We start from the raw sequence: 22454 nt of genomic DNA on the forward strand, positions 1-22454 counted from the left end.
GTCAGTGGTCGGGGTGGGCGCGGAACCAGGCGATGGTGCGGCGCAGCCCTTCCTCGGCCGTCACGAGCGGCTCCCACTGGAGCTTGTCCCGGGCGAGGGTGATGTCGGGGCAGCGCACGGCGGGGTCGTCCGTGGGGCGTTCCACGAAGCTGATCTCCGAGGCCGATCCGGTGAGTTCGATGATCCACCGGGCCAGTTCCAGCATGGTGAGCTCGGCGGGGTTGCCGAGGTTCACAGGCCCCGGCATGCCGTGCGCGGCAGCCGCGAGGATCCCGGAGACGGTGTCGTCGACGTAGCAGAGCGACCGCGTCTGCAGGCCGTCGCCGGTGACCGTCAGCGGTACGCCGGCCAGGGCCTGGCGGATGAAGGTGGGAACGGCGCGGCCGTCGTAGCCGCGCATGCGCGGGCCGTAGGTGTTGAACAGCCGCACCACGCAGGTGTCGGTGCCGAGGGCCGAGCCGTGGGCCGTGGTGAAGGCCTCGCCGAAACGTTTCGCCTCGTCGTAGACGCTCCTCGGGCCGACGGGGTTGACGTGGCCCCAGTACCGCTCGTTCTGCGGGTGCTCCTGCGGGTCCCCGTACACCTCGGAGGTGGAGGCGAGCAGGAACCGGGCTTCGCTGCGGTGCGCGAGCTCCAGCGCGTTGCGGGTGCCGAGGCTGCCCGCCTCCAGCGTGTGCAGCGGCATCCGGAGGTAGTCGGCGGGAGAGGCGGGGGAGGCGAGGTGGAGGACCAGGTCGGGGGTCCGCTCGACGGTGAAGGGCCGTGCGACGTTCGCCTCGTGGAGCGTGAAGCCGGGCCGGCCGGCCAGGTGGGCCACGTTCTCGGGCCGTCCCGTGCTGAAGTCGTCCACGCAGGTGACCGCGGTGCCCGCCTCGATCAGGGCGGAGCACAGGTGCGAGCCGACGAAGCCCGCACCCCCGGTGACGACCGCGTGCTCCCAGGTCCGTGACGCGAGAGAGCCCATCGTGACCTCCTCTGGAAGGCGGAGCGCGGGAGCAGGCGGCGAGGGGGCGGGGGGCCCGCGCCGTCGTTCCTGGGAACAACCCGCAAGGTGACCTCAGCCTGCCCGAGGGCCCGGCGCGGCGCGCGGGAGAGCGCGCGTTCGGGTGACGTCGCGCAGTCACCGCGCCACCGCCCCGGCCCGCCGCGCACCCGGGCCATGGGAGCGGCCATCGGGCCGCAGCGACCCGGACCCCGGTAATATCGGCAGTGCGTCCTCTCGCTTTGTTTCGCCGGCCAGGACGACTCCTTTGGCTGCTTCTCCGAGCCGCACGCGGAGGCAGGCGTGAAATTACCCCGGGGCACCGCAGGCACAAGTGGCGCGGGCGCGGCATGCCCGGCCGCCGGAGGCCGCGAGCCGTCAAGCGCCGGATTCTGGGACGGCTCGCCGCCTGGGGTGCCCGGCTGATGTGGTGGGGCGTGCGCCTCGCGGTCCGCCGCATGGTGCGCGCCGTGTTCTGACGGGTCCCGCGCGGCCGCCCGGCTGCTGCCGAAAGCCGGATGTCCAGGCATGGGCGGCCCCATACCGGGCAGTGGTCAGGTAGGAATTCGGAGGTGACCGGTAATGGCCACGAGCAAGAAGGCCAAGCACGTCGGACAGAACGTCAAGGGCAAGGTCAAGGAGACCACCGGCAAGGCCGTCGGCAACGAGAGCCTCACGCTCAAGGGCAAGGCCGACCAGAAGGCCGCCGATGCCAAGCAGACCGGACAGAAGGCCAAGGACACGCTGACCTGACCGGTCCGCCCCGGAGGCCGCCGTCCCACCGGACGGCGGCCTCCGGCATGTCCGGACCGTCCGGCGGACGCCACCTCCCGGGCTTCGGCCCCGCTGGACGGTCCGCGCACCGCCCGACCGGCATAGTGGTGGCGTGAGCACCCAACGTGACGACGCAGACGGCGATGTCCCCGACGGCAGCCCGGCGCCCGAGTGCGCCGGGGAGGAAGAGGCGCAGGTCATCGTGGTGGGGGCGGGGCCTGCCGGTTCCGCCGCCGCGGTGCACCTGGCTCGGGCGGGGGTCGACGTACTGCTGCTGGAGAAGGGCTCCTTCCCCCGGGAGAAGGTGTGCGGCGACGGCCTGACACCGCGCGGCGTGCAGCAGCTGGTGCGCATGGGCGTGGACATCGACGCACCGGGCTGGATGCGCAACCGCGGGATGCGGTGGGTGTGCGAGGGCAACCAGGTCGAGCTGGACTGGCCGCGCCTGGGCAGCCTTCCCGACTTCGGCCTCACCCGCAGCCGCTACGACTTCGACGAGCTGCTCGCCGCTCGCGCCCGTGCCGCCGGAGCGCGCGTGCGCACCGGGGTGAAGGTGACGGCGCCCCTGACCGGCCGGGCGGGATGCGTCACCGGCGTGGCCGCCGTCCACGGGCCGGGCAAGGAGCCGGTCCGCTACCGGGCGCCCCTGGTCGTCGCGGCCGACGGCGCGTCCGCGCGGACCGCGCTGGCCGTGGGGCTCGAACGGGACGCACGGCGGCCGGTCGCGGCCGCGGCGCGCCGCTACTACCGCAGCGAGGCCCGTACGCACGACCCGTACCTGGAGCTGTGGGCCGATCTGCGCTGTCCGGGCACGGGACAGGACCTGCCCGGTTACGGATGGGTGTTCCCGCTCGGCGACGGGCGCGTCAACGTCGGCCTCGGCGCCCTGCCGCAGGGGCGGCCCCGGCCCGTGGACCTGCGGGCGGCCATGGAGCACTGGCTGCCCCGGCTGCCCGCGGACTGGGGCGTGCGGGAGGAGAACGCCGACTCGCCGCTGCGCAGCGCCCCGCTGCCCGTGGGGCTGAACCGGCGGCCGCAGTACCGCCGGGGGCTGCTGCTCGTCGGGGACAGCGCCGGCATGGTCAGCCCCTGGAGCGGCGAGGGCATCGCCCAGGCCATGGAGGCCGCGGAGGTGGCCGCCGAGACCATCGCCCTGGCCCTGGCCCGGCCGTCCGGGCCGCGGCGGGAACAGGCGCTGCACCAGTACCCGGCGGAGCTGCGCCGCCGCTGGGGCCGCTATTACCGGCTGGGCAACCTTGCCGCCGATCTGGTGTTCGCCCGGCACGGCTACCGGCAGCTCCTCCATCCCCGGGTCATGGCCTCGCCTCCGCTGCTGCGCGCGCTGGCCCGGCTGCTCACCCAGGCGACCGCGGGGCCGGCCCACGACGGCGTCGACGCCCTCCTGCACCTCCTCCTGCGCCTGGTGCCGGCCCCCAAGCGATAGCCGCCCGGTGCGGCACCTTCGAAGGAAAGCCGCGCGGCCGACCCCGCCGAAGATCTTTTCCGTCCCGCGTTTATCGGACAACCTCCGGGTAATACGCCTGATCGGCTGGATCGGAGCGGGCGAAAGGGATGACATGAGTGCCAGTGAGAAGGCAAAGGCTCAGCTCGAACGCGTCGCCGGGATGGCCGTGAAGAAGACGGCCCACGCGATGGGCAAGGAGACCATGGCCGCCAAGGGCGCCGCCCTGGAAGCACGGGGAAAGGCCAGGCAGATGAAGGAGAAGGGCAAGGACACCTTCCGCTGACCGGGGCCGGACCGACTCTTGACTGACTAAGCGAGGCAAGAAGAAATCATGGGCATCATTGCTTGGATCCTGATCGGGCTGCTCGCGGGCATCATCGCCAAAATGCTGATGCCCGGAAAAGACCCGGGTGGCATCATCGTCACCATTCTGATCGGTATTGCGGGCGGGCTGCTCGGCGGCTGGCTCGGCAAGGTGATCTTCGGAGTCGACTCCATCGACGGGTTCTTCGAGATTTCCACATGGATCGCCGCCATCGTCGGCTCCCTCATCCTCCTGGCGGTCTACCGCCTGTTCAGCCGCGCGGCACGGTGACGGGAGCCCTGACCGGGCGCGGTGATTCGGGCATGGCAACGGCCCCTCCCAGGCGGGAGGGGCCGTTTCCGTGCCCGGAGGCGCGGTGCCGCTCAGGGCGGGAGGAGCGGGCCGAGGGGCCCGAGGTCGAGGTTGAGGTCTTCCAGGGCGTAACCGTGTTCGGCGCACAGCTCGGTCATGCGGTCGTGCAGGGCGAGGAGGGTGGCGCCGAGTTCCTCCTCCTGCTCGTCGGTCAGGTCCCCGGAGTCCACGCGGCGCAGGGCCTGGCGTTCGATGAGCTGGCGCAGCAGTTCCACGAGGGTGAGCACGAGCTTGAGGAGGTCCTCGCCGACCGTGTCGGGATCCGTACGGATGCGCCGGGCCGGCGCCCGGGGCTCCCCGGGGGTGCCGGGGGGTGCCTGGAGGAGCCGGAAGGCGTCGGCCATCGTGTCGCCGATGCCGGTGAGGTCCGGCGTGGCCGGCGGCCTGGCCGGGGGCTCGGCGTTCACGGCCCCTCCCCACCACGGGCGGAGCGGCCGGCCGGGTCGCCGACCGAGGTGATGAGGGCGCGCAGGGAGATGCGTACGAGGTCGATGTCCGCGATGGACAGGACCACGTCGCCCGTGATGACGACGCCGCCGGCCAGCAGCCGGTCGAGGAGGTCGACGAGGGCGACCTGCCGGCCCGGCAGGGGTTCGTCCCGTTCGCTGAGGGTCATGGCGCTCACGTGCCGCGGAGCCGGTCGGCCGGTCCGGCGGGCTCCGCCGGGCCGGGCGGCGGCACGGCGAAGGAATAGGGCGCCCACGGGCCGGTGACCTCGATGCGGACGCCCGGCAGGTCCTCGCCCGCCTCGCGCACGGCGGTGCGGAACGCGTCGGCCTGGCCGTCGGGGACGAGGAAGGCGTCGTTGAGGACGTTCTCGCCGCTGTCGTCACGGGCCAGGGACCCCGTCTGGGCGGGGTGCCGTACGACGTGGGTGGCGTACCGGGCCGCCGTGGCCGCGATGCGTTCCGCGGCCTGCCTGGCCTGGCCGTAGCGGTCCTCGTGGGCGTGGTGCTGCGCTCGGCGCGCCTGGAGGTAGGCCTTGCCCGGGCCGGCGGCCTGCGGGGCGGGCGGTTCCGTGCCGGCAGCGGGGGTGGCGGTGCCGGGGCGGACGTAGACCTTGACCCCGTACTCGGCGTGGCGGGCCAGGAGGGACAGCCGCTCGGCGAAGCTCCAGCGCTGCCCGCGCAGGGCGCCCAGGGCCCGGCCGTCGTCCTCGTAGAGGGTGGCCATCCGCAGGGGCAGGACGGTGGTGTGGTCCATCAGGGCCTGGATGACGTGGTGGTGGGCCCGCGCGGTGGCCTCGAGCCAGCCCAGGTCCTCGAAGTGCGCCTTGAGCGCTTCCTCTCTCCAGTGGGAGGCGGGGACCGGGCTGACGACGAAGGCGGCGGCCGCGGTGTCCTCGGCGTCCTCGGCGCCCTCTCCGCCGTCGCCGCCGGGACCGCCGGGGGCGGCAAGGAGGGCAACCGGGGCCCCGCCGACGCCGTGCAGGCCGGCCACGGCGCCGGCGAGCTCCGGGGTGACCGAGGCGACGGCGTAGACGTACGTGAGGACCGGCTCCGCGTTCATGGGGAGGGCTTTCTCCTGGGGGCGGCCCGCGGCCGGGTCCGCTCCTCCCCCGCCGCGCCCCGATCGGCGTCACCGGTGCGGGGGGCCTCCAGACGGTCGCGCCGCAGGGCCTCCAGTTCGGCCCGCAGGCGGCGGTTCTCCTCCGCAAGGGGGTCTCCGCTGTGGCGGGAGGAGAGCGAGGGGTCGTACTCCCACCAGTCGATGCCCATCTCCTTGGCCTTGTCCACCGAGGCGATGAGGATCCGCAGTTTGATGGTCAGCAGCTCGATGTCGAGCAGGTTGATGCGGATGTCGCCGGCGATGACGATGCCCTTGTCCAGGACGCGTTCGAGGATGTCGGCCAGGCTGCCCGAGGAGGCCGGCGGATAGGACATCGGCGTCGCCCTGGTCGGCAGGGGGCCCAGCCGGTTCGCAAGCGGGTCAGTCACGGTCCCCGGCCTCCTCGCTGGTCACGGCCGGCTCCGCCGGTATTCCATGATCTCGTCCAGGCGGTCGAGGAGTTCCTCCTCGGCGCGGTCGAAGCCGTCCTGGTCGATCTCGCCGCTCCTGAGCCGGCTGTCGAGTTCGCCCAGGGCGGCCCACACGGGCGCGGGGTCGTAGTACTCCTCGGCCGCCTTGTCCGCGACCCGCTGCGCCACCCAGATCGCGGCGCGTACGGGCGCCAGCGGCGCCGTCACGAGACCACTCAACAGGCCCATCGCTCCTCCTCATCGCCCAACCCGGCCGCCGCACGGGGCGGGCCGGCGGCCGGGCCCTACACGAAGCTGTACGGGGGCAGGGGCCCCGTGAAGCGGAAGTCGATGCCGTCGACCTGCCGGGCCAGGCTGGCCTCGGCCTCGACGAAGGTCTCCCGCTGGTCCTCGGCCACCAGGAGGGAGAGGTTCAGGATGTCGCCGTCGGCCGGGGCCCTGACGTTGTGGTCCCGGGCCAGCGGGATGAGGGCCTGGACCAGCCCCGCGGCCAGCGCCTCCTGCCGGTCGCGGACCTCGGCGGCCACGAGCTCCCCGAGCTGGAGCGGCAGGCGGGGGTCGGTGTCGCCCGCCCTGATCCGCTCGTTGAGCAGCCGGGCCTGGGCCGAGTCCTCCAGGATCTCCCGCAGGAGCGCCTCTTCGTCCTGGGACGCCTTGACGTTGTACTCCGCGCAGCCTTCGAGCCGCTCCAAGGCGTTCAGGTACTCCTCGGCCCGCTCCTGGAGCACCTCGACCACGGCGACGTCGTCGGGCGCGGTGTATCCGAACTGGAGGGGGAGGATCGTTCCGTCGGCCATGAGACGGTCCTGGACCTCCTGGTGGGCGGCCAGGTCCCGGCGCCGGGGCCTGATCTCCTCGTCCACGTCGCTGACCACGGCGCGCAGCTGCCCGCCGGTGATGGTGCGCAGGGGCGCGGGGTCGGTCCCGACGCCGGTCAGTCCGTCCAGGCGGCAGGGGTGGTCGGCGGGGACGAGCGAGTACACGTAGAGAGCCATCGCCTATTCCCTCTCGCGGCGTACGGGGCGGCGGGCGGGGGGCCGCCGGCGGCGGGGGGCTTCCTCTTCCTCGGGCTCCTCCTCCGGCTCCTCCTTGTCCGACCTGCCCGTCAGGGACTGCGTCACGGCGTCCACGGCCCCGCTGAGCGCGCCCTTGCTCTTGCCGTGGGCCCCGCTCTCGACCATGTTGCCGACGACGTCCGTCAGCTGCGCGGGGGCCTTGCGGCCGGCTTCCAGGTCGAGCCGGTTGCACGCTTCGGCGAAGCGCAGGTAGGTGTCGACGCTCGCCACGACGATCCGTGCGTCGATCTTCAGGATCTCGATCCCCACCAGGGAGACGCGCACGAACACGTCGATGACGAGGCCGCGGTCGAGGATCAGTTCCAGCACGTCGTAGAGGCTCGTGCCGCCGCCTCCGCCTGCGCCTCTGGCGAGGCTGCTTCCGCCCTGCGGCATCACAGTCATGGCCGCTTCCCTTCAGGGGCGGCCGGCCCGTCAGGCCGGCCTGTCGATCATGCCCCGGCTGTACCGCCGGGTCCGCTCGTAGGAGATCAGCTCGCCTTCCTCGTCGATCGTGACCTTGTAGCTGGCCAGGACGCTGGTGGTGTCGGGGATGCGCTCCAGCTCCAGGACCTCCACCTGCGCTTCCCAGCCCTCCTCGGTGGGACGGAGGGACGAGACCGACTCGGGGACGCGTCCCAGCAACTCGGAGAGCTGTTCCGACGCCAGGCGCATGGCCGCGGCCGCCCCGGTGACGCGGCGGCGTCCGCTCGCCGGGCTGGGCGGAGCCTTGCGGCGGGGCCTCGCGGTCCCGGCTTCCGGCTCACGGCCGTCGTCCGCCGTACGCCGTCGGCGCACCGGCTCTCCTGCGGCCATGGGCCACTCCCCTCGGGGACGGACTCCTGGACTGCCCGGTCACACACGGACCAAACGCTGCAATCCCTGCTGAACCCAGATTTTCATCGTATACGAGGCATATCTCGCGCCAGGCAGAGCAGCCCCCTAGTAACCGTGTGCGCGGCGCGTCCCGTCACGAAGCGTGCGTCACCGGCGGCCCCCGGACCGGCGAAGGCAGGGGCAACCGCGCGCACCTGGTGAAGGGAAAGAGCTCATGGAGGACACGACCAAGATCGCCCTGGCGGCCGCCGTCGCCGGAGGCTACGTACTGGGACGGGCGAAAAAGGGTCGTTTGGCCCTCAGCCTGGTGACGTACGCCGCCGGCCGCCGCCTCGGCCTCGACCCGCGAGAGCTCGCGATGCAGGGCATGAAGAAGCTCAGCGAGATGCCGCAGGTCGCCGAGATCGGCGAGCAGATCAGGGGCGAGGCACTGGACGCCGGCCGCAAGGCGATCGCGGCGACCGCGAACCGCAAGCTGTCTCAGCTCGCCGACTCGCTCCACGACCGTACGCTCGGCGTCGGCCGCGGCGACGAGGAGGCCGAGGAGGAGGAGTACGAGGAGCCGGAAGAGGGCTACGAGGAGGACGAGGGCGAGGAAGCCGAGGAAGAGGAACCGTACGAAGCGGCCGATGAGGAGGGGGACGAGGAGGAAGAGGAAGAGGAAGAGCAGGAGCCGGAGGAACTGGAGGAAGAGGCCGAGGAAGAGGAACCGGAAGAGGAACCGGAGGCGGAGGAAGAGGAACCCGAGGAGGAAGAGGCCGAGGAGGAGGAAGAGGCCCCGCCGGCCCCCCGCCGGCCCGCCCCCCACCGCCCGTCCCCAACCCGCGCGGCCAAGACGGCTCCGCGCGGCGCCCCGGCCCGCAAGGCCCCCGCGAAGAAGGCGACTCCGGCCCGGAAGGAGACCCCGGCCAAGAAGGCGGCACCCGCCAAGAAGGCCGCGCCGGCCAAGAAGACCTCGGCGCGCGAACCCGCGAAGCGGACACCGGCGAAGAAGGCGGCCGGCGGCAGGGCCGCCGGGACGGCTCCGTCCTCCGCCACCCGCCGGGCCCCGGCCAAGAAGACGGCGGCCCCGTCGGCGGCGAAGAAGACAGCGGCCAAGTCGGGGGCCAAGAAGACGGCGGCCAAGAAGAGCACGGCCGGCCGCGCCGGGTCCAAGCCCGCCGGGAAGAAGGCCGCCGCGACGAAGACAGCGGCCCGCCGCAAGCCGACCGCGCGGAGGTGAACCATGGCCACGACAGAACAGGGCGCCAAGGGCACGCAGTCGGGTTTCGACAGGCTGCTCGAGGAACTCGGGTCCTACCTCTCCGCCCAGGCCGAACAGCTGGCGGACAAGGCCGTGGACAAGGTCGGCGACCTCACCGGCAACCTCCAGGACGTGGCGGAGAACGGGGGCCCGCTGCTCGGCATCGGGGGGCGGCTGTTGCAGGGCGACTCCCCCGTGAAAGCCGTCCTCGGGCAGACCTTCGGTGACCTCAAGGACAAGGTGACCGAGGCCGGCTCCAACCTGCTCGGAGGCAAGAAAAAGGGCAAGGGCCGCAAGGGCGGCGCCAAGGCGATGAACATCGTCGAGTCCATCGACGTGGGCGTGCCGCTGCGGACCGCCTACGACCACTGGACGCAGTACGAGGACTTCAGCAGCTTCGCCAAGGGCGTGCGCGGCGTCTCACAGAGCGACGACGTCACCTCGGACTGGAAGGTCAAGGTCGGCCCCTCCACGCGCAGCTGGAAGGCCACCGTCCAGGAACAGGTCCCCGACGAGAGGATCGTCTGGACCTCCGAGGGGCCCAAGGGGACGACGCGGGGCTGCGTGAGCTTCCACGAGCTCGCCCCCTCGCTGACCCGGATCCTCCTCGTGGTCGAGTACTACCCCGCGGGGCTCTTCGAGAAGACGGGCAACATCTGGCGCGCGCAGGGCCGGCGCATGCGTCTGGACCTGAAGAACTTCGACCGGTTCGTCACCCTGGCCACCGCGGAACCCGACGGCTGGCGCGGTGAGATCCAGGACGGCGAAGTCGTCGTCACCCACGAAGAGGCGATGGAGCAGGAAGAGGCCGAAGGAGAGGAGTCGGAGGAGCCGGAGGAAGAAGACGCGGAAGCCGGCGGCGAGGAGGAGTACCAGGACGAGGACCTGGACCAGGACGAGGAGGAGTACGAGGACGAGGACTACCCCGAGGACGAGGAGCAGGAGGACGGCCGGGAAGAGGACGCCTACGAGGACGAGGACCAGGACCAGGACCAGGACGACTACGAGGACGAGGACGAGGAGCAGGAGGAGGAGCCCCGCCGCGCTCGCGCCGGACGCCGGCGCTGAGGGCTTCCCGGGCCGGCCGCCCCGGCCACCCGGCTCGTCATCCCGCACGACCGCACGACGTCAGCGGAAAAAGTTTTCCGCTGACGTCTATCGTCTGGTCGTTCGCTGGGAATGCTGCGTGTGACTTCCCGCCCCCGCTCGACGCTCCGTCCCAGCGTCCCGCCCGGGCGGGCCTTCCGTTCTGAGCCCCGGGAGGTAACACGCCATGCAGCCCGCCCCCACGTCGCCGTCGGCCCCCAGCCGCCGCGATCTCCTCGCCGGCCTCGGCCTGGCCGCCGCCACTCCGCTCCTGCTCGGTGCCACCCCCCGCCCCTCCCGCCCGCCCGTTCCGGGCGGCCCGACCGTGCTGCTCCGCGGAGCGTCCCTCGTCCTGACCATGGACCCCGCCGTCGGCAGCGGTCCCCTCGGCGCCGTCGAGAACGCCGACGTCCTGATGCGCAACGGTGCCATCGCCGCCGTCGGCCCGGCGCTGCAGACGCCGCCGGGCGCCCGGGTGCTGGACGCCGCGGGCAAACTGGTCATGCCGGGCTTCGTCGACACCCACAACCACCTCTGGCAGGCCGTGATCCGCGGCGGGTGCACCGACCGGGACTTATTCGGCTGGTTCCAGGCGTGTACCGACCCCCAGCGCGGCCGCCTGACGCCGGAGGCGCTCCACAGCTTCGTGCGGCTCGCCGCCCTCGACGCCGTCCAGTCGGGCGTGACCACGCTCGTGGACTGGGTGGACATCTTCTCGTACGACCTCATCGAGAGTTACGTACGGGCCCTGGCCGACACCGGGGTGCGGTTCACGTACGCGATGTTCCCGCCTGCGCCCGACGGGGTGCTGCCCGCGAAGGTGAAGAGGGAACTCGTCGACCCCGTACCGCTCGCCTCCTTCCAGGTCGCCACCCACGCGGCGCGGGCCGTCGAGCACCTCAACCGCGCCCACTGGGAGACGGCCCGGGAACTGGGGGTCATGCTCAACTCCCATGTCCTGGAACGCCCCGAGCAGCGCGCCGACGACCCCATCGGGGTCCTCACGGACATCGGCGCGCTGGGACCGCGGCTGCTGATCAACCACGCGATCCACCTCACGGACGCGGAGATCGCCGCCATCGCCGAGCACGACGTGCGCGCGGCCCACTGCCCGCTCAGCAACATGCGGCTGGCCTCCGGCATCATGCGGCTGTCCGAGCTGGGCCGACGGGGCGTCAAGGTCGGGCTGGGCCTGGACGGGGGCACCAACGACAGCTCCGACTTCCACGCGCTGATGAAGACGGCCATCGGCCTGCAACGCGCCCGCACGACCGAGGCCGGTGTCTTCCCGCAGGTGCCGGACGTCCTGCGGATGGCCACCCTGGGCGGGGCCGAAGTCCTCGGCATCGCCGACCGGGTGGGCTCCCTGACCCCCGGCAAACGGGCCGACCTGGTGGTCATCGATCCGGCCGCGCTGAACTTCGCACCGCGCTTCGACTGGGTCGGCCAGATCGTCTTCAACGGGCGGCCCGAGAACATCGACGCGGTGTTCGTCGACGGGCGGGCGCTGAAACTCGGCGGCCGGCTGGTCGACGTCGACACGGACCGCGTCGTACGGGAAGCCGAGGCGGCCGCGACCCGCCTGCGCGCGGCCGTCCGGACGACCGTCGTTCGGAGCTGAAGCCGAACAGGGCCGCATCACCGCGGGAGTGACCGGCTCGGCATCCCCGAACCGGGGCGGGATCGCGAACAACGGCCCTCCTCGCGGTTCCGCTCCCCGGCTCACGGGGGTGGGAGCCGGTGGCGGCACCGGAGCGTGGCGTGGGCGCGGCGGCATCAGCCTGTTTTCGGGTGCTGGCCGCCGTGCCCTCACCAGGGCACTGTGCCGGCGTCGTCGAAGAACTGTCCGGTGGGGCCGTCGTCGGGCAGGGTCGCGAGGGTGATGGCGATCGCCGCGCCCTGTTCGGGGGTGCGCACGCCGCGGAAGCCGTTGAGGTCGGTGGCGACGTAGCCGGGGCAGCCAGCGTTGATCAGGATGTTCGTGCCGCGCAGCTCCCGGACGTACTGGAGGGTGACGGCGTTCAGGAACGTCTTCGACGGCGCGTACGCCGCGGACACCGGACCCGTCGTCTGCTCGGCTGCGGGCCCCGACTGCCGGGTGAGGGAGCCGACACTGCTGGACATGTTGACGATCCGGGGTGCTGCGGAGCGGCGCAGCAGCGGCAGCATCGCGTTGGTGACGCGGATGACGCCGATCACGTTGGTGTCCACGACCGTGTGGAGGGTGGCGGGGGCGATGCGGGTGGGCTCCTGTGGCATGTCGCCTGTGATGGCGGCGTTGTTGACGAGCACGTCGAGGCGTCCGGCCTGTTGGTCGATCAGCCGTGCGGCGGCGGTCACGCTCGCGTCGTCGGTCACGTCCAGCGGTACGGCGAACGCGTCGATGCCGGCGGCGCGCAGCTTCTCCACCGCGGCGCTCCGCCGCTGGTCGTCGCGGGCGCCGACGCCGACGCTCCAGCCGAGGGCGCCCAGGCCCGCGGCGATCTCGTAACCGATTCCGCTGCACTTCGGGCGTGCCGCGCAGCGGCTCGGGATCGCGCAGCCGCCGTTGTCACGGGCGATCCAGCGGCTCGAACGCCGACTGGGGGCCGTGCTGTTGGACCGGACCAGTCGCACCGTCACGCTGACCGAGGCCGGCTCGGTGCTGTTGGTCGAGGGCCGGGCGGCCCTCGACGCGGTCGAGGCCGCCGAGCGCCGGACCCGCCGCGCCGCCCTTTCCGTGACCGGCCGCCCCGGCCTGGTCCTGGTCACGAAGGCCAGCGCGTCCAGGGAACTGCTGGCGGGACTGCTCGACGCGTACGCCGCCGAACCCGGCGCGGTCCCCGTCGACGTCATCCTGTGCGGTCCGGCCGAGCAGGAACGGTTCCTGCGCGAGGGCCGGGCCGACGTGGCGCTGCTGCACCGGCCGTTCGACTCGACGGCCGGGTTCCACACCGAAGAGCTCAGCACGGAGAGCCAGGTCGTGGTCCTGCCGGCCGGGCATCCGCTCACCGCCCGGGCCCATGTGCACTTGGCCGACATCACCGGGCTGCCGGGCCTGCCCCTTCCCCGCTGGCCCGACCCCGACGGCACCTACCCGCCCGGCCCGGGCCCGCAGGTCCGCGACCACGCGCAGTTGTTGCAGCTCGTCGCGCTCGGCCGTGCCTGCGCAGTCTCACCGGAGTCGTGCCGAGCCCAACTGCACGGTGACCTGGCCGCGGTGCCCGTGCTGGACGCGCCGGCAGTCACCACCGTGATCGCCTGGCCACCGCACAGCCGGTCCAGAGCCGTCGCCGACCTCGTCCGGACCGCGACACGTCTCCGGTAGCTCCCACCCGCCCGGCCGGGCTCCACTTCATCCGGACGGCCTGGCGGGCGCCGTTTCCCCGGCGGTGGTGCGCAGCACCGGCCGCCGGGGTTTCGTACGAACCAGGCGGAACAGAAGCGCTCCTGACGCCGGGACGGCCGACCGCGTGCCGGCCGTCCTGTTTGAGGCCGGAACGGACGGACATACGCGCCAGGAGGAAGTCATGGCCAACGCACCTGACGAAGAAGAGAAGAAGGCGGGCGGCAAGCAGCGCGTGAGGGCCTCCTCGGTGATCAGAGCCGCGATGGAGCAGCTCTCGGAGCTGCTGTCGCAGCCGGCCGAGGGGGTCAGCTCCTGCGAGCGCGGCGAGGACGGTGCGTGGCGCCTGTCCGTCGAGGTGCTCGAACTGGAGCGCGTCCCGGACACGATGAGCCTGCTGGCCTCCTACGAGGTCGAGGTCGACGCCGAAGGCGAGCTCATCGGCTACCGGCGCACCCGCCGATACGAGAGGGGTCGTGCGGACCGCCGCTGAGGTGGCGGTCCCCCCATGTCCCGGCCCCAGTCCCCGAAGACGAAAGGGATCCGGAAGTTATGACTGTCGTTCCTGCCCAGCCCGCACCGGCCGCCTCTGGCGGCGGTTCCAGCGGCCTGTACGACGTACTCGAACTGGTTCTGGACCGCGGCCTGGTGATCGACGCCTTCGTGCGCGTCTCCCTGGTCGGCATCGAGATCCTCAAGATCGACGTGCGCGTCGTCGTGGCGAGCGTGGACACCTACCTGCGGTTCGCCGAGGCGTGCAACCGGCTCGACCTGGAAGCCGGACCGCGCAAGAGCCCGGGCCTGCCCGACCTGGTGGGCGAGGTCACCGAGTCCGGGGCCCGCGGAAAGACCAAGGGCGCTCTGAGCGGCGCCGCGCAGACGATATCGGACGCCTTCAGCCAGGCCCGTGACGAGGCGTCCGAGGAGAAGACCGAGAGCCGGCCCCGCAGCCGGCGTACCACCGCCCGCCGGGAGGAGAAGGAATGAGTACGTACGTCTACGGCATCACCCGCGCCGGGCAGAACCTGCCCGGTTCCCTCGAAGGCATCGGGGAGCCGCCGCTGCCGGTGCGCACCGTGCGTGCCGGGAAGCTGGTGGCCCTGGTCAGCGACGCGCCCGCGGAACTGAAGGCCAAGCGGCGTGATCTGCTCGCCCATCAGCGGGTGGTGATCCAGGCGGGCGGGGGCGGCCCCGTCCTGCCCCTGCGGTTCGGCGGGGTCTCCCCCGACGACGACACGGTCACCTCCGTGCTCGAAGAGCGCCAGGAGCGCTACCTGGAGCGGCTGGCGGCGCTGGAGGGCAAGGACGAGTTCAACGTCAAGGCCTCGCACGAGGAGGAGGCGGTCCTCTTCGCCGTGGTCAGCGCGGATCCGGAGCTGCGCAGCCTGCACGAGGCCAACCGGGCGGCCGGCGGCGGCACCCACGAGCAGCGGCTGGCGTTCGGGGAGCGGGTGGCCCGGGCCGTCTCCGCCCAGGAGCAGGCGGACGCCGCGCTGGTCGAGCAGACGCTGCGGCCGTACGCGGCCGGCCTGAGGTACGGCCCCGAGGGCACGGGCTGGCTGGCGAACCTGTCCTTCCTGGTGGCGCGGGAGCAGCGGGAGGAGTTCCTGGAGGCGGTGCGCCGTCTCCACCTCCAGCACGAGCACCTCCAGGTGCAGGTGACGGGACCGCTGCCCTCCTACAGCTTCGCGGACGCGGAGTGACCGTGGGACTCCTCAAGGAGGTGCTGCTGCTGCCCGCCGCCCCGGTCCGGGGAACCGCCTGGGTCCTGCAGCAGGTGGTCGCCGAAGCCGAGCGGCAGTACTACGACCCGGCCGTGGTCCATCGGGAACTCGCCCGCCTGGTGGCCGCTTTCGAGGCCGGCGAGATGGACGAGTCCGAGTTCGACCGCCGGGAGGACGAGCTCCTGGCACGACTGGAAAGCAGGGCGCAACCGCGATGAACAACCGTATGTCGATCGGCCTGGCCGTGGGTGCGGGGTACCTGCTGGGGCGGACCAAGAAGGCGAAGCTCGCCTTCACCGTGGGAACCCTGGTCATGGGCAAGAAGCTGAAACCCGACGCGGAGGCCCTGGCCTCCTTCGTGGGCAGCCGGCTGAAGGACCACCCGCAGTTCAAGGAGATACGCGAGCAGCTCAGCGAGGACCTGCGGGGGGTCGGGTCGGCCGCGGTGGGCGCGCTGGTGGACCGGCGGCTGGAGGCGGTCGCCGACCGGCTGCACACCCGTACCCGGGACGTGCAGGACCGGCTGGACGGGCTGCTCCCGTCCGGTGGCAGCGGTGACGGCCCCGACGGGGCCGAGGAGAAGGCCGGGGCCCGGCCCGCGAAGGGCCGGGCCCCCCGGCGGCGGGCCCGCGCGGATGACGCGGCCGACGCGGCGGACGACGCGGGCCCGGAGGACGAGGACGCGGAAGGCGGTTCCCGCCCGGCGCGGCGGGCGCCCGCGAAGAAGGCCGCGTCCCGGTCGGCGTCCTCCGCCCGGCGCACGGGCGGCAAGGCGTCGTCGGGCACGTCCGGCGACGCGTCGGGCGGGAGCGGAACCGGCCGGCGCCGGCCGGCCAAGCGGACGGCCAGCCGCGGCGAGGGGAGCGACGATGGCTGACTCGACCCTCGCCAGGCTGAAGGACAGCCCCGCCGCCGACCGGGTCAGGCAGGAGCTGGAGGCGTACGTGCTGGCCCAGGCCGAACGCCTCCTGGTCGGTGCCGGCAGGAGCCTCGGCCGCTCCGCCGCGCACCTGAACGACATCGCCGACGGCACGAGCCCCGGGCTGAAGTCCCTCGCCCTGGACGGCGCCCGCAAGATCGCCCAGGGCAAGGGGCCCGTCCGTGCCGCCGTGGAAGTCGGTGCCCGACGCCTCAAGGACGGGGCCGGCCGGGCCGTGAGCCGTCGGCTAGGGCGCCGGAACGGCAAGGGCGGCGGTGGCAGGCCCACCGTCATCCTCGAATCGGTCGATGTCGGGGTCGACGTCCGGGACGCCTACAACCAGTGGACCCGCTACCGCGACTTCCCGGAGTTCGCGCGGGGGGTCACGAGCGCCTCCTCCACCGGTGACACCACCAGCGACTGGAACGCCCGGATCTTCTGGTCCAGCCGCTCGTGGACCGCGCACATCACCGAGCAGATCCCCGACGAGCGCATCGCGTGGAGCTCCGAGGGGGCCAAGGGCACGACGCGCGGGGTGGTCACCTTCCACGCCCTCGCGGACGGCCTGACCCGGGTACTGCTCGCCGTCGAGTACCACCCCCGGGGCCTGATGGAGAAGGCCGGCAACCTGTGGCGGGCCCAGGGCCGCCGGGTCCGTCTGGACCTGAAGAACTACGCCCAGTTCCTCACCCTCGAGGGAGAGCAGCCCGACGGCTGGCGGGGCCGGATCGAGGACGGCGAGGTCGTCGCCCGCGACGAGGACGCGGCCGCCGACGAGGCGTACGACGCCGCCGACGAGGCGGCGTACGAGGACGAGGCGTACGAGGACGAAGCACCGTACGAGGACGAGGCGTTCGAGGACGAAGCGGACGCGCAGGACGAGGAGGAGGACTACGCGGACGAGGTCGAGGACGAGGACTACGAGCCGGCCGAGGAGGAGGATCCCTACGACGAGGAGGACGACCCCGAAGGGGCCGGTCCCGAGGAGGCCCCGGCGGGCCGCCGCGAGGGGCGCCGCCGGTCATGACGATGCCCTCCGGCCTGCCGCGTCCCTACGACGACGGCTCCAGCGCCAACCTCGCCGACATCCTCGAACGGGTCCTCGACAAGGGCGTCGTCATCGCCGGCGACATCCGCATCAACCTGCTCGACATCGAGCTGCTCACCATCAAGCTGCGCCTGGTGGTGGCATCGGTGGACCGCGCCAAGGAGATGGGCATCGACTGGTGGGAGCAGGACCCGGCGCTCTCCTCCAAGGCCCGCCACCGCGAACTCGGCCGGGAGAACGAGGAGCTGCGGCGGCGCGTCGCGGAGCTCGAGGAACGTCAGGAGCGGGGATGAGCGAGCGGGACCTGTTCTACGTGTACACCGTCGTGGCCTCCGGGGCCCCCGCCCCGGACACCGAGGGCGTCCGGGGCCTGGCGGGCTCGGGCATCACGGTGGTGGACGACGGTGTGCTGGCCGCCGTCGCGGAGCCGGTCGATCCGGCGGAGTACGACGAGGCCGCCCTGCCGCGGCTGCTGGAGGACCTGGACCGGCTCACCCTCCTCGCCCGGACCCACCACCGGGTGGTGGCCGCGGTCGGGGGCTCCCGCACCACGGTGCCGCTGAGGCTGGCGACCGTGTGCCGGGGCGAGGAGGGCGTCCTCCGGCTGCTGGCCGAGGGGCGGGAGCGGCTCTCCGAGGCGTTGGACCGGGTGGCGGGTGCGGAGGAATGGGGGGTGAAGCTGTACGCGGCGGACTCCGCGCCGGCCGCGGCGGCGGGCCCCTCCCCCGCCCGCCCGGCGGCCGGTCCCGGCGGTGACGCCGGGGCGGCCTCGGGGCGGGACTACCTGCGCCGCCGCCTCGGCGACCGCCGCCGGCGCGAGGAGCGGGCCGGGCTGGCAGCCCGCACCGCCGAGGAGCTCCACCGCCGGCTGGCCGAGCGGGCTGCCGGAGCGGTCCTGCACGCCCCGCAGCAGGCGCAGTTGTCCGGGATCGCGGACGCCAACGTCCTGAACGCCGCCTACCTCGTCCCCCGCGAGGCGCGCCGGGCCTTCCTCGACGCCCTCCCGGGGCCGGACGGGCTGCCGCCCGGCCTGCGCAGCGAGGTCACCGGCCCGTGGGTCCCGTACTCCTTCGCCCAGGCCGCCGCGGACCCGCAGGAGCAGCGGCGATGACCGGTGAAGAGGTCGCCCTCGTGGACCTCCTGGACCGGCTGCTGGCCGGTGGGGTGGTGCTGGCCGGGGACATCACGCTGAGCATCGCCGACATCGACCTGGTCCGCATCGACCTGAAAGCCCTCATCAGCTCGGTCAACGACGCCGTGCCCTCCCCCTGGAAGCAGGTGAACGCGTGACCACCCCGCGACGCGTCGAGCTCGACCCCGATACCGTCGAACGGGACCTGGCCCGTCTGGTGCTGACCGTCGTCGAACTGCTGCGGCAGCTCATGGAGCGCCAGGCCCTGCGCCGTGTCGAGGTCGGGGACCTGACCGAGGACCAGGAAGAACGGCTCGGCCTGACCCTCATGCTCCTGGAGGACCGCATGGAGCTGCTGCGGACCCGTTTCGGCCTGGAGCCGCAGGACCTCAACATCGACCTCGGCCCCCTCGGCAAACTCCTGTAGGAAACGCGAATACCGGGCCCGGATCCGGCAACACGCGCTACATGACTGCATCAGAGAAGCCCGACAACGCCAAGACGAACGGCAGCGGTTCCCGGTCCTCCTCCAACGGGACGACCACGCGCGGGCGGGCCACCAGGGCCGCCCGGTCGGCGGCCGGTTCCGCGGCGGACGCCAGGGAATCGGTGACCGGCAGCCTCACGGCCCTGCCCGCACCTCTGGCCGAGAAGACGCAGGCGGCCGCGGCCGCCGTACGGGGCAGCCTCGGCAATCTCGGACGGGTGTGGACGGTGGTCAGGGCCCGCAAGGCCATCACCGCCCTCACGGCCGGAGGCACCGCGGCGGTCCTCAGTGGTACGTACGCGATCGGCCGCCGGGCGGGCCTGCGCCGGCGCGGCCCGCTCTCCCGCCTGACGGGCGGCCGCCTCTGAGACCGGTCACGGTCCCCGCATCGGAGGGGGCCCCGGGGACACGTCCCCGGGGCCCCCTCCGGCGTGTCTGCCGGGAGCAGCCGCACGCGCGTCAGGAGGTGAGCACGGTGACCGCGAGCACCACGTTGAGGCTGACGACGACCGCGGCCAGGCAGCCGGCGGCGACCGTGGTGGCGCGGGTGTTCACCAACGGCCCCATCACCTTCTTGTCGCGGGTGAACCCGACCAGGGGGATGAGGACGAAGGGGATGCCGAACGACAGCGTGAGCTGCGACCAGATCAGGGCTTGCGTGGGGTCGATCCCCAGGAGCAGGACGACGAGCGCCGGTGACACCGTGACCAGCCGGCGCAGCACGAGCGGTACGGAGCGCCGGAGGAACCCGGCCATGATGACCTGGCCGGCGTAGGTTCCGACGGCGGACGAAGCCAGGCCCGACGCGAGCAGTGCGGCGGCGAAGGCCACCGCGGCCCCGCCGCCGAGCAGGGCGCCGAGACCGGCGTGGATGCCCTCCAGGGTGTCGGCTCCGGCCGGCCCCCCGTGGAAGAGCCGGGCGGCGAGGACCAGCATCGCCATGTTGGCCACGCCGGCGAAGGCGAGTGCGACGACCACGTCGAGGCGTACCTGCCAGAGGAGCCGCCGCTGGTCCTCGTGGACCATCGGAAGGCTGCCGGTCGCCGTGCCGGCGGCGGTGTCGGTCCTGTGCCGGCGCGCCAGATCGGAATGCAGGTACACGACGTGCGGCATGACCGTGGCACCGACGATGCCGCCGGCGATCAGCAGCGCCTCGGAGCCGGGCATGGTCGGCAGCAGCCCGGAGGCGACGTCGCCGAGCGGGACGCCGGCCACCAGGAGGTTCCATCCGAAGCCCATGAGGATGCACGCGAGGCAGCCGGCGACGACCGCCTCGAACTTCCGCCTGCCGCGGGCATCCACGGCGAGGATGACGAAGGACAGGGCGGTGACCAGTACGCCGCCCACCGCGAGCGGCAGGTCGAACAGCAGCGACAGGGCGACGGCTCCGCCGATCACCTCGGCCAGGTCGGTGGCCATCGCGACCAGTTCGGCCTGGACCCACATGCCCCACACCACGGGGCGGGGGTAGCGCTCCCGGCAGGCCTGCGCGAGGTTGCGCCCGGTCGCCAGCCCCAGTTTCGCCGAGAGGAACTGGACGAGCATCCCCACCGTGTTGGCGGTGACGACGACCCAGAGCAGCCGGTAGCCGAAGTCGGATCCGGCCGCGAAGTTGGTGGCGAAGTTGCCCGGGTCGACGTAGGCGATGGCCGCGGCGAACGCCGGACCGATCATGACGAGTCCCTGGGCCCGCCTGCGGAGTCCACGGCGCGGCCCGAGCAGCTGCCCGCCGTCCGGCAACCCGTCGACCGTAGGGGAGTTCATCGCATGTTCTCCATTCTGAGCGGCTGGGCGTAGGTTGTGCTCGAAGGAGCCGAGCCGCCGAAGGAGACGACCTGCGGTGTAGTCACGAGTGAGGGCGCCGGGGCGGCGCGGCGCGGGGCCCGCTTCCCGCCGCCCGCCGGGAGCGGTGGCCCGGGGGGAGCTCGGGGCCGCCGGCCGGTGGGGTGAAACCGCCGAGAACCAGGTCACGAACACGCCTGACGGGGGCTTGACTCGTTCTCGAGTCAACAGTTGTATAACGCCAGCAATCCGGTTATGCCGAAACCGGTTGCAGGCATATCGGGGGAAGAAATGAACGACATACTGATTGCCGGCGTGCTCGCCGGCTATGGCATCGCCATGCCCGTGGGCGCAATTACCGTCATGATCGTCACACTTTCTGCACAGACATCCTTACGCACCGGTCTCGCCGGTGCAATGGGAACGGCTACTGCCGACGGCCTTTACGCACTCATCGCAGCGTCAACGGGGGCCGCCCTGGCCGGCCTCCTGCGACCCGTCGCCGAGCCCATGAAATGGGCCGCGGCCATCGTGCTGCTCGCCCTGGCGGTGAAGGGGCTGACGACCGCCGTCCGCAGCTCATTGGACCCGGACTCCGTGCGGCGCATCGAGGCGACCGGTCCGGTGAAGGTCTACCTGCAATTTCTGGGACTGACTATCCTCAACCCGTTGACCATCATCTACTTCTCCGCGCTGGTGCTGGCGCTACGCAATGACGACTGGCCCCGTATGGGCGGCCTCGTCTTCGTCGTTGCCGCATTCGTCGCGTCCGCCAGCTGGCAGGCGCTCCTCGCCGTCGGCGGAGCGCTCGTCGGTCGCGTACTGACGAGCAACAAGGGCCGGCTTGCCACGGCGGTGATCGGCAATGGGGTCATCATTTTCCTGGCTGGTCGACTCCTTCTGAGTTGACGCGCGTCCTTCCTGGCTCACCAGTCCAGTTCAGCCCTGGAGGTATGTCTGTGAAAGAAAGCGAGCACTGTCCGGACATCACACCGACCCCTTCCCAACCGGCGGACGGGCAACAGCCGCCGGTGATCGAGATCCCGATCGGCACCGTCCTCCCCGCCGACTCGCCGCGGAGCGCGGGCAGCAGCAGTACGCACGCCCAGCTCCTGGCGGAGACGGGCGCGGAGCTGCCCCCCATCCTCGTGCACCGGCAGACCATGCGGGTGATAGACGGGATGCACCGGCTCGAAGCGGCGAAGATCCGTGCCGACCGGACCATCCGGGCGCGGTTCTTCGACGGCGACACCGAGGAGGCGTTCGTCCTCGCGGTCGAGACCAACGTGCGGCACGGCCTTCCCCTCACCCTGGCCGACCGGAAGGCCGCCGCCCTGCGCATCGTGCAGGCCCATCCGCACTGGTCCGACCGGGCGGTGGCGGCGAAGGCAGGGCTGACGCACAAGACGGTCGGGGCCCTGCGTCGCCAGTCAACTGGGGAAATTCCCCAGTCGACCGCGCGCATCGGGCTGGACGGCAGAACCCGCCCCGTCCGCACCGCCCGTGCGGCCGGGTCCGGTGCCGACGGCCGCGACGGACCGCGCGGCGCCGAGGACTTACCCGAGGCCCGGGACGGGCAGAGCACCCCGCCGTGCCGCTTCCTCAACATCACCCAGCGGACGTCGGCTGCGGAGGGACGGGCGGCCGCACGCCAGTCCGTACCCGTGATGGACCGGAGCCTCGACTGGAAGGCCAGCCTCCAGCGGCTGCGCTCCGACCCGTCGCTGCGCTACACCGAGGCCGGCCGTACGCTGCTGCGCCTCCTGGAGGTCCACGTCGTGACCGCGGCGCACTGGCAGATCATCGCCGAACAAGTGCCGGCGCACTGCCTGGAGGTCCTCACGGACTTCGCCCTCAACTGCGCCGAGGACCTCCAGCGCCTGTCCATCCGCCTCGAGCAGCGCAGGAAGGAGAGCCTCTGACCCGCCCCCGCCCCCGCA

General features: G+C 72.5%; 32 protein-coding genes. 21 read left to right on the forward strand and 11 right to left on the reverse strand.

The window, feature by feature from the left end; translation table 11 throughout:
* Position 1: 1 nt before the first annotated feature.
* Positions 2–964, reverse strand: coding sequence for an NAD-dependent epimerase/dehydratase family protein (locus tag AB0D45_RS09235; protein WP_361611221.1), 963 nt, complete (start codon positions 962–964; stop codon positions 2–4).
* Between the two features lie 600 nt (positions 965–1564).
* Between AB0D45_RS09235 and AB0D45_RS09240 the strand changes: the two genes are divergently transcribed.
* The 4 genes from AB0D45_RS09240 to AB0D45_RS09255 all read left to right on the forward strand — a co-directional run bounded on the left by AB0D45_RS09240 (position 1565) and on the right by AB0D45_RS09255 (position 3816).
* Positions 1565–1735: a CsbD family protein gene (locus AB0D45_RS09240; protein ID WP_361611219.1), complete on the forward strand. Its 171-nt coding sequence runs from the start codon at positions 1565–1567 to the stop codon at positions 1733–1735.
* Positions 1736–1955: 220 nt separating this feature from the next.
* On the forward strand, positions 1956–3200 hold the full coding sequence (locus AB0D45_RS09245; protein WP_361607947.1) for a geranylgeranyl reductase family protein: 1245 nt from the start codon (positions 1956–1958) through the stop codon (positions 3198–3200).
* A 133-nt stretch (positions 3201–3333) separates the two neighbouring features.
* Positions 3334–3504, forward strand: coding sequence for a hypothetical protein (locus AB0D45_RS09250; RefSeq protein ID WP_361607935.1), 171 nt, complete (start codon positions 3334–3336; stop codon positions 3502–3504).
* 48 nt (positions 3505–3552) lie between these two features.
* Positions 3553–3816, forward strand: a complete 264-nt coding sequence (locus AB0D45_RS09255) for a GlsB/YeaQ/YmgE family stress response membrane protein (RefSeq protein WP_362456369.1) — start codon at positions 3553–3555, stop codon at positions 3814–3816.
* Positions 3817–3908: 92 nt separating this feature from the next.
* Here AB0D45_RS09255 and AB0D45_RS09260 read toward each other — a convergent pair whose 3' ends face one another.
* The 8 genes from AB0D45_RS09260 to AB0D45_RS09295 are packed head-to-tail and all read right to left on the reverse strand — an operon-like array spanning position 3909 to position 7747.
* Positions 3909–4241, reverse strand: a complete 333-nt coding sequence (locus AB0D45_RS09260; RefSeq protein ID WP_362456571.1) for a gas vesicle protein K — start codon at positions 4239–4241, stop codon at positions 3909–3911.
* A gap of 59 nt (positions 4242–4300) precedes the next feature.
* Complete coding sequence (locus tag AB0D45_RS09265; RefSeq protein WP_362456372.1) at positions 4301–4513, reverse strand: gas vesicle protein; 213 nt, start codon at positions 4511–4513, stop codon at positions 4301–4303.
* A gap of 5 nt (positions 4514–4518) precedes the next feature.
* Positions 4519–5406, reverse strand: a complete 888-nt coding sequence (locus AB0D45_RS09270; protein ID WP_362456375.1) for a GvpL/GvpF family gas vesicle protein — start codon at positions 5404–5406, stop codon at positions 4519–4521.
* Positions 5403–5834, reverse strand: a complete 432-nt coding sequence (locus AB0D45_RS09275; protein WP_362456378.1) for a gas vesicle protein — start codon at positions 5832–5834, stop codon at positions 5403–5405. Before AB0D45_RS09275 ends, AB0D45_RS09270 begins: the two co-directional genes overlap by 4 nt.
* Positions 5835–5855: 21 nt before the next feature.
* Positions 5856–6104, reverse strand: a complete 249-nt coding sequence (locus AB0D45_RS09280; protein WP_361607920.1) for a gas vesicle protein GvpG — start codon at positions 6102–6104, stop codon at positions 5856–5858.
* 56 nt (positions 6105–6160) lie between these two features.
* Complete coding sequence (locus tag AB0D45_RS09285; RefSeq protein ID WP_361607917.1) at positions 6161–6871, reverse strand: GvpL/GvpF family gas vesicle protein; 711 nt, start codon at positions 6869–6871, stop codon at positions 6161–6163.
* Between the two features lie 3 nt (positions 6872–6874).
* On the reverse strand, positions 6875–7336 hold the full coding sequence (gvpJ, locus tag AB0D45_RS09290; RefSeq protein WP_361607914.1) for a gas vesicle protein GvpJ: 462 nt from the start codon (positions 7334–7336) through the stop codon (positions 6875–6877).
* 30 nt (positions 7337–7366) lie between these two features.
* Positions 7367–7747: a gas vesicle protein gene (locus tag AB0D45_RS09295; protein WP_361607911.1), complete on the reverse strand. Its 381-nt coding sequence runs from the start codon at positions 7745–7747 to the stop codon at positions 7367–7369.
* A gap of 235 nt (positions 7748–7982) precedes the next feature.
* On the opposite strand from AB0D45_RS09295, the gene AB0D45_RS09300 reads away from it, so the two are divergent.
* From AB0D45_RS09300 to AB0D45_RS09310, 3 genes are all read left to right on the forward strand, one after another.
* A complete protein-coding gene (locus AB0D45_RS09300) occupies positions 7983–8990 on the forward strand; it encodes a histone protein (protein ID WP_362456382.1) in 1008 nt (335 codons plus the stop codon).
* Positions 8991–8993: 3 nt separating this feature from the next.
* Positions 8994–10079 (forward strand): SRPBCC family protein, encoded by a 1086-nt coding sequence (locus AB0D45_RS09305; protein WP_362456385.1) that lies wholly within the window; start codon positions 8994–8996, stop codon positions 10077–10079.
* Positions 10080–10284: 205 nt separating this feature from the next.
* Positions 10285–11718 carry an amidohydrolase family protein gene (locus AB0D45_RS09310; RefSeq protein ID WP_362456388.1) on the forward strand — a complete coding sequence of 478 codons (1434 nt, stop codon included), beginning with the start codon at positions 10285–10287 and terminating at the stop codon, positions 11716–11718.
* 188 nt (positions 11719–11906) lie between these two features.
* Here AB0D45_RS09310 and AB0D45_RS09315 read toward each other — a convergent pair whose 3' ends face one another.
* Positions 11907–12632: an SDR family NAD(P)-dependent oxidoreductase gene (locus AB0D45_RS09315; RefSeq protein ID WP_362456573.1), complete on the reverse strand. Its 726-nt coding sequence runs from the start codon at positions 12630–12632 to the stop codon at positions 11907–11909.
* On the opposite strand from AB0D45_RS09315, the gene AB0D45_RS09320 reads away from it, so the two are divergent.
* The 12 genes from AB0D45_RS09320 (at position 12592) to AB0D45_RS09375 (ending at position 19100) form a co-directional block, all read left to right on the forward strand.
* Positions 12592–13404: a LysR family transcriptional regulator gene (locus AB0D45_RS09320; RefSeq protein WP_362456576.1), complete on the forward strand. Its 813-nt coding sequence runs from the start codon at positions 12592–12594 to the stop codon at positions 13402–13404. The genes AB0D45_RS09315 and AB0D45_RS09320 overlap by 41 nt on opposite strands.
* A 202-nt stretch (positions 13405–13606) precedes the next feature.
* The gene (gvpO, locus tag AB0D45_RS09325) at positions 13607–13915 is read left to right on the forward strand and encodes a gas vesicle protein GvpO (RefSeq protein WP_361607899.1); all 309 of its coding nucleotides are present in this window, start codon (positions 13607–13609) and stop codon (positions 13913–13915) included.
* 59 nt (positions 13916–13974) lie between these two features.
* Complete coding sequence (locus AB0D45_RS09330; protein ID WP_361607896.1) at positions 13975–14409, forward strand: gas vesicle structural protein GvpA; 435 nt, start codon at positions 13975–13977, stop codon at positions 14407–14409.
* The gene (locus AB0D45_RS09335; protein ID WP_361607893.1) at positions 14406–15125 is read left to right on the forward strand and encodes a GvpL/GvpF family gas vesicle protein; all 720 of its coding nucleotides are present in this window, start codon (positions 14406–14408) and stop codon (positions 15123–15125) included. Before AB0D45_RS09330 ends, AB0D45_RS09335 begins: the two co-directional genes overlap by 4 nt.
* 2 nt (positions 15126–15127) lie before the next feature.
* Entirely contained in the window at positions 15128–15364 is a 237-nt protein-coding gene (locus tag AB0D45_RS09340) for a gas vesicle protein GvpG (RefSeq protein WP_362456392.1), read from the forward strand.
* Entirely contained in the window at positions 15361–16023 is a 663-nt protein-coding gene (locus AB0D45_RS09345; protein ID WP_362456395.1) for a DNA primase, read from the forward strand. The genes AB0D45_RS09340 and AB0D45_RS09345 overlap by 4 nt, the downstream gene beginning before the upstream one ends.
* Positions 16016–17092, forward strand: coding sequence for an SRPBCC family protein (locus AB0D45_RS09350; protein ID WP_362456398.1), 1077 nt, complete (start codon positions 16016–16018; stop codon positions 17090–17092). The genes AB0D45_RS09345 and AB0D45_RS09350 overlap by 8 nt, the downstream gene beginning before the upstream one ends.
* Positions 17089–17406: a gas vesicle protein gene (locus tag AB0D45_RS09355; protein ID WP_361611693.1), complete on the forward strand. Its 318-nt coding sequence runs from the start codon at positions 17089–17091 to the stop codon at positions 17404–17406. Before AB0D45_RS09350 ends, AB0D45_RS09355 begins: the two co-directional genes overlap by 4 nt.
* On the forward strand, positions 17403–18224 hold the full coding sequence (locus AB0D45_RS09360) for a GvpL/GvpF family gas vesicle protein (RefSeq protein ID WP_362456401.1): 822 nt from the start codon (positions 17403–17405) through the stop codon (positions 18222–18224). The genes AB0D45_RS09355 and AB0D45_RS09360 overlap by 4 nt, the downstream gene beginning before the upstream one ends.
* The gene (locus AB0D45_RS09365; protein WP_361611807.1) at positions 18221–18403 is read left to right on the forward strand and encodes a gas vesicle protein; all 183 of its coding nucleotides are present in this window, start codon (positions 18221–18223) and stop codon (positions 18401–18403) included. The genes AB0D45_RS09360 and AB0D45_RS09365 overlap by 4 nt, the downstream gene beginning before the upstream one ends.
* Positions 18400–18672 carry a gas vesicle protein K gene (locus AB0D45_RS09370; RefSeq protein WP_362456404.1) on the forward strand — a complete coding sequence of 91 codons (273 nt, stop codon included), beginning with the start codon at positions 18400–18402 and terminating at the stop codon, positions 18670–18672. Before AB0D45_RS09365 ends, AB0D45_RS09370 begins: the two co-directional genes overlap by 4 nt.
* Before the next feature lie 41 nt (positions 18673–18713).
* Positions 18714–19100, forward strand: coding sequence for a hypothetical protein (locus tag AB0D45_RS09375; protein ID WP_361611802.1), 387 nt, complete (start codon positions 18714–18716; stop codon positions 19098–19100).
* Positions 19101–19191: 91 nt separating this feature from the next.
* Here the strand turns inward: AB0D45_RS09375 and AB0D45_RS09380 are convergent, their stop codons facing one another.
* The gene (locus tag AB0D45_RS09380) at positions 19192–20496 is read right to left on the reverse strand and encodes an Nramp family divalent metal transporter (protein WP_362456408.1); all 1305 of its coding nucleotides are present in this window, start codon (positions 20494–20496) and stop codon (positions 19192–19194) included.
* 309 nt (positions 20497–20805) lie between these two features.
* Between AB0D45_RS09380 and AB0D45_RS09385 the strand changes: the two genes are divergently transcribed.
* Positions 20806–21423, forward strand: a complete 618-nt coding sequence (locus AB0D45_RS09385; protein WP_361611283.1) for a LysE family transporter — start codon at positions 20806–20808, stop codon at positions 21421–21423.
* Between the two features lie 122 nt (positions 21424–21545).
* Positions 21546–22436 carry a ParB/RepB/Spo0J family partition protein gene (locus AB0D45_RS09390; RefSeq protein WP_362456411.1) on the forward strand — a complete coding sequence of 297 codons (891 nt, stop codon included), beginning with the start codon at positions 21546–21548 and terminating at the stop codon, positions 22434–22436.
* Positions 22437–22454: the final 18 nt, after the last annotated feature.

The sequence above is a fragment of the Streptomyces sp. NPDC048352 genome (assembly GCF_040651895.1).
Lineage (GTDB): Bacteria > Actinomycetota > Actinomycetes > Streptomycetales > Streptomycetaceae > Streptomyces.

Bases quoted from the DNA above. Each gene is read 5' to 3' on its own strand.
- AB0D45_RS09375 (WP_361611802.1), top strand. From the start codon at position 18,714: ATGACTGCATCAGAGAAGCCCGACAACGCCAAGACGAACGGCAGCGGT.
- AB0D45_RS09365 (WP_361611807.1), top strand. From the start codon at position 18,221: ATGACCGGTGAAGAGGTCGCCCTCGTGGACCTCCTGGACCGGCTGCTG.
- AB0D45_RS09305 (WP_362456385.1), top strand. From the start codon at position 8,994: ATGGCCACGACAGAACAGGGCGCCAAGGGCACGCAGTCGGGTTTCGAC.
- AB0D45_RS09250 (WP_361607935.1), top strand. From the start codon at position 3,334: ATGAGTGCCAGTGAGAAGGCAAAGGCTCAGCTCGAACGCGTCGCCGGG.
- AB0D45_RS09335 (WP_361607893.1), top strand. From the start codon at position 14,406: ATGAGTACGTACGTCTACGGCATCACCCGCGCCGGGCAGAACCTGCCC.
- AB0D45_RS09350 (WP_362456398.1), top strand. From the start codon at position 16,016: ATGGCTGACTCGACCCTCGCCAGGCTGAAGGACAGCCCCGCCGCCGAC.
- AB0D45_RS09285 (WP_361607917.1), bottom strand. From the start codon at position 6,871: ATGGCTCTCTACGTGTACTCGCTCGTCCCCGCCGACCACCCCTGCCGC.
- AB0D45_RS09360 (WP_362456401.1), top strand. From the start codon at position 17,403: ATGAGCGAGCGGGACCTGTTCTACGTGTACACCGTCGTGGCCTCCGGG.
- AB0D45_RS09260 (WP_362456571.1), bottom strand. From the start codon at position 4,241: ATGGCCGACGCCTTCCGGCTCCTCCAGGCACCCCCCGGCACCCCCGGG.
- AB0D45_RS09380 (WP_362456408.1), bottom strand. From the start codon at position 20,496: ATGAACTCCCCTACGGTCGACGGGTTGCCGGACGGCGGGCAGCTGCTC.
- AB0D45_RS09330 (WP_361607896.1), top strand. From the start codon at position 13,975: ATGACTGTCGTTCCTGCCCAGCCCGCACCGGCCGCCTCTGGCGGCGGT.
- gvpO (WP_361607899.1), top strand. From the start codon at position 13,607: ATGGCCAACGCACCTGACGAAGAAGAGAAGAAGGCGGGCGGCAAGCAG.
- AB0D45_RS09295 (WP_361607911.1), bottom strand. From the start codon at position 7,747: ATGGCCGCAGGAGAGCCGGTGCGCCGACGGCGTACGGCGGACGACGGC.
- AB0D45_RS09270 (WP_362456375.1), bottom strand. From the start codon at position 5,406: ATGAACGCGGAGCCGGTCCTCACGTACGTCTACGCCGTCGCCTCGGTC.
- AB0D45_RS09385 (WP_361611283.1), top strand. From the start codon at position 20,806: ATGAACGACATACTGATTGCCGGCGTGCTCGCCGGCTATGGCATCGCC.
- AB0D45_RS09255 (WP_362456369.1), top strand. From the start codon at position 3,553: ATGGGCATCATTGCTTGGATCCTGATCGGGCTGCTCGCGGGCATCATC.
- AB0D45_RS09355 (WP_361611693.1), top strand. From the start codon at position 17,089: ATGACGATGCCCTCCGGCCTGCCGCGTCCCTACGACGACGGCTCCAGC.
- AB0D45_RS09240 (WP_361611219.1), top strand. From the start codon at position 1,565: ATGGCCACGAGCAAGAAGGCCAAGCACGTCGGACAGAACGTCAAGGGC.
- AB0D45_RS09280 (WP_361607920.1), bottom strand. From the start codon at position 6,104: ATGGGCCTGTTGAGTGGTCTCGTGACGGCGCCGCTGGCGCCCGTACGC.
- AB0D45_RS09300 (WP_362456382.1), top strand. From the start codon at position 7,983: ATGGAGGACACGACCAAGATCGCCCTGGCGGCCGCCGTCGCCGGAGGC.
- gvpJ (WP_361607914.1), bottom strand. From the start codon at position 7,336: ATGACTGTGATGCCGCAGGGCGGAAGCAGCCTCGCCAGAGGCGCAGGC.
- AB0D45_RS09235 (WP_361611221.1), bottom strand. From the start codon at position 964: ATGGGCTCTCTCGCGTCACGGACCTGGGAGCACGCGGTCGTCACCGGG.
- AB0D45_RS09265 (WP_362456372.1), bottom strand. From the start codon at position 4,513: ATGACCCTCAGCGAACGGGACGAACCCCTGCCGGGCCGGCAGGTCGCC.
- AB0D45_RS09345 (WP_362456395.1), top strand. From the start codon at position 15,361: ATGAACAACCGTATGTCGATCGGCCTGGCCGTGGGTGCGGGGTACCTG.
- AB0D45_RS09310 (WP_362456388.1), top strand. From the start codon at position 10,285: ATGCAGCCCGCCCCCACGTCGCCGTCGGCCCCCAGCCGCCGCGATCTC.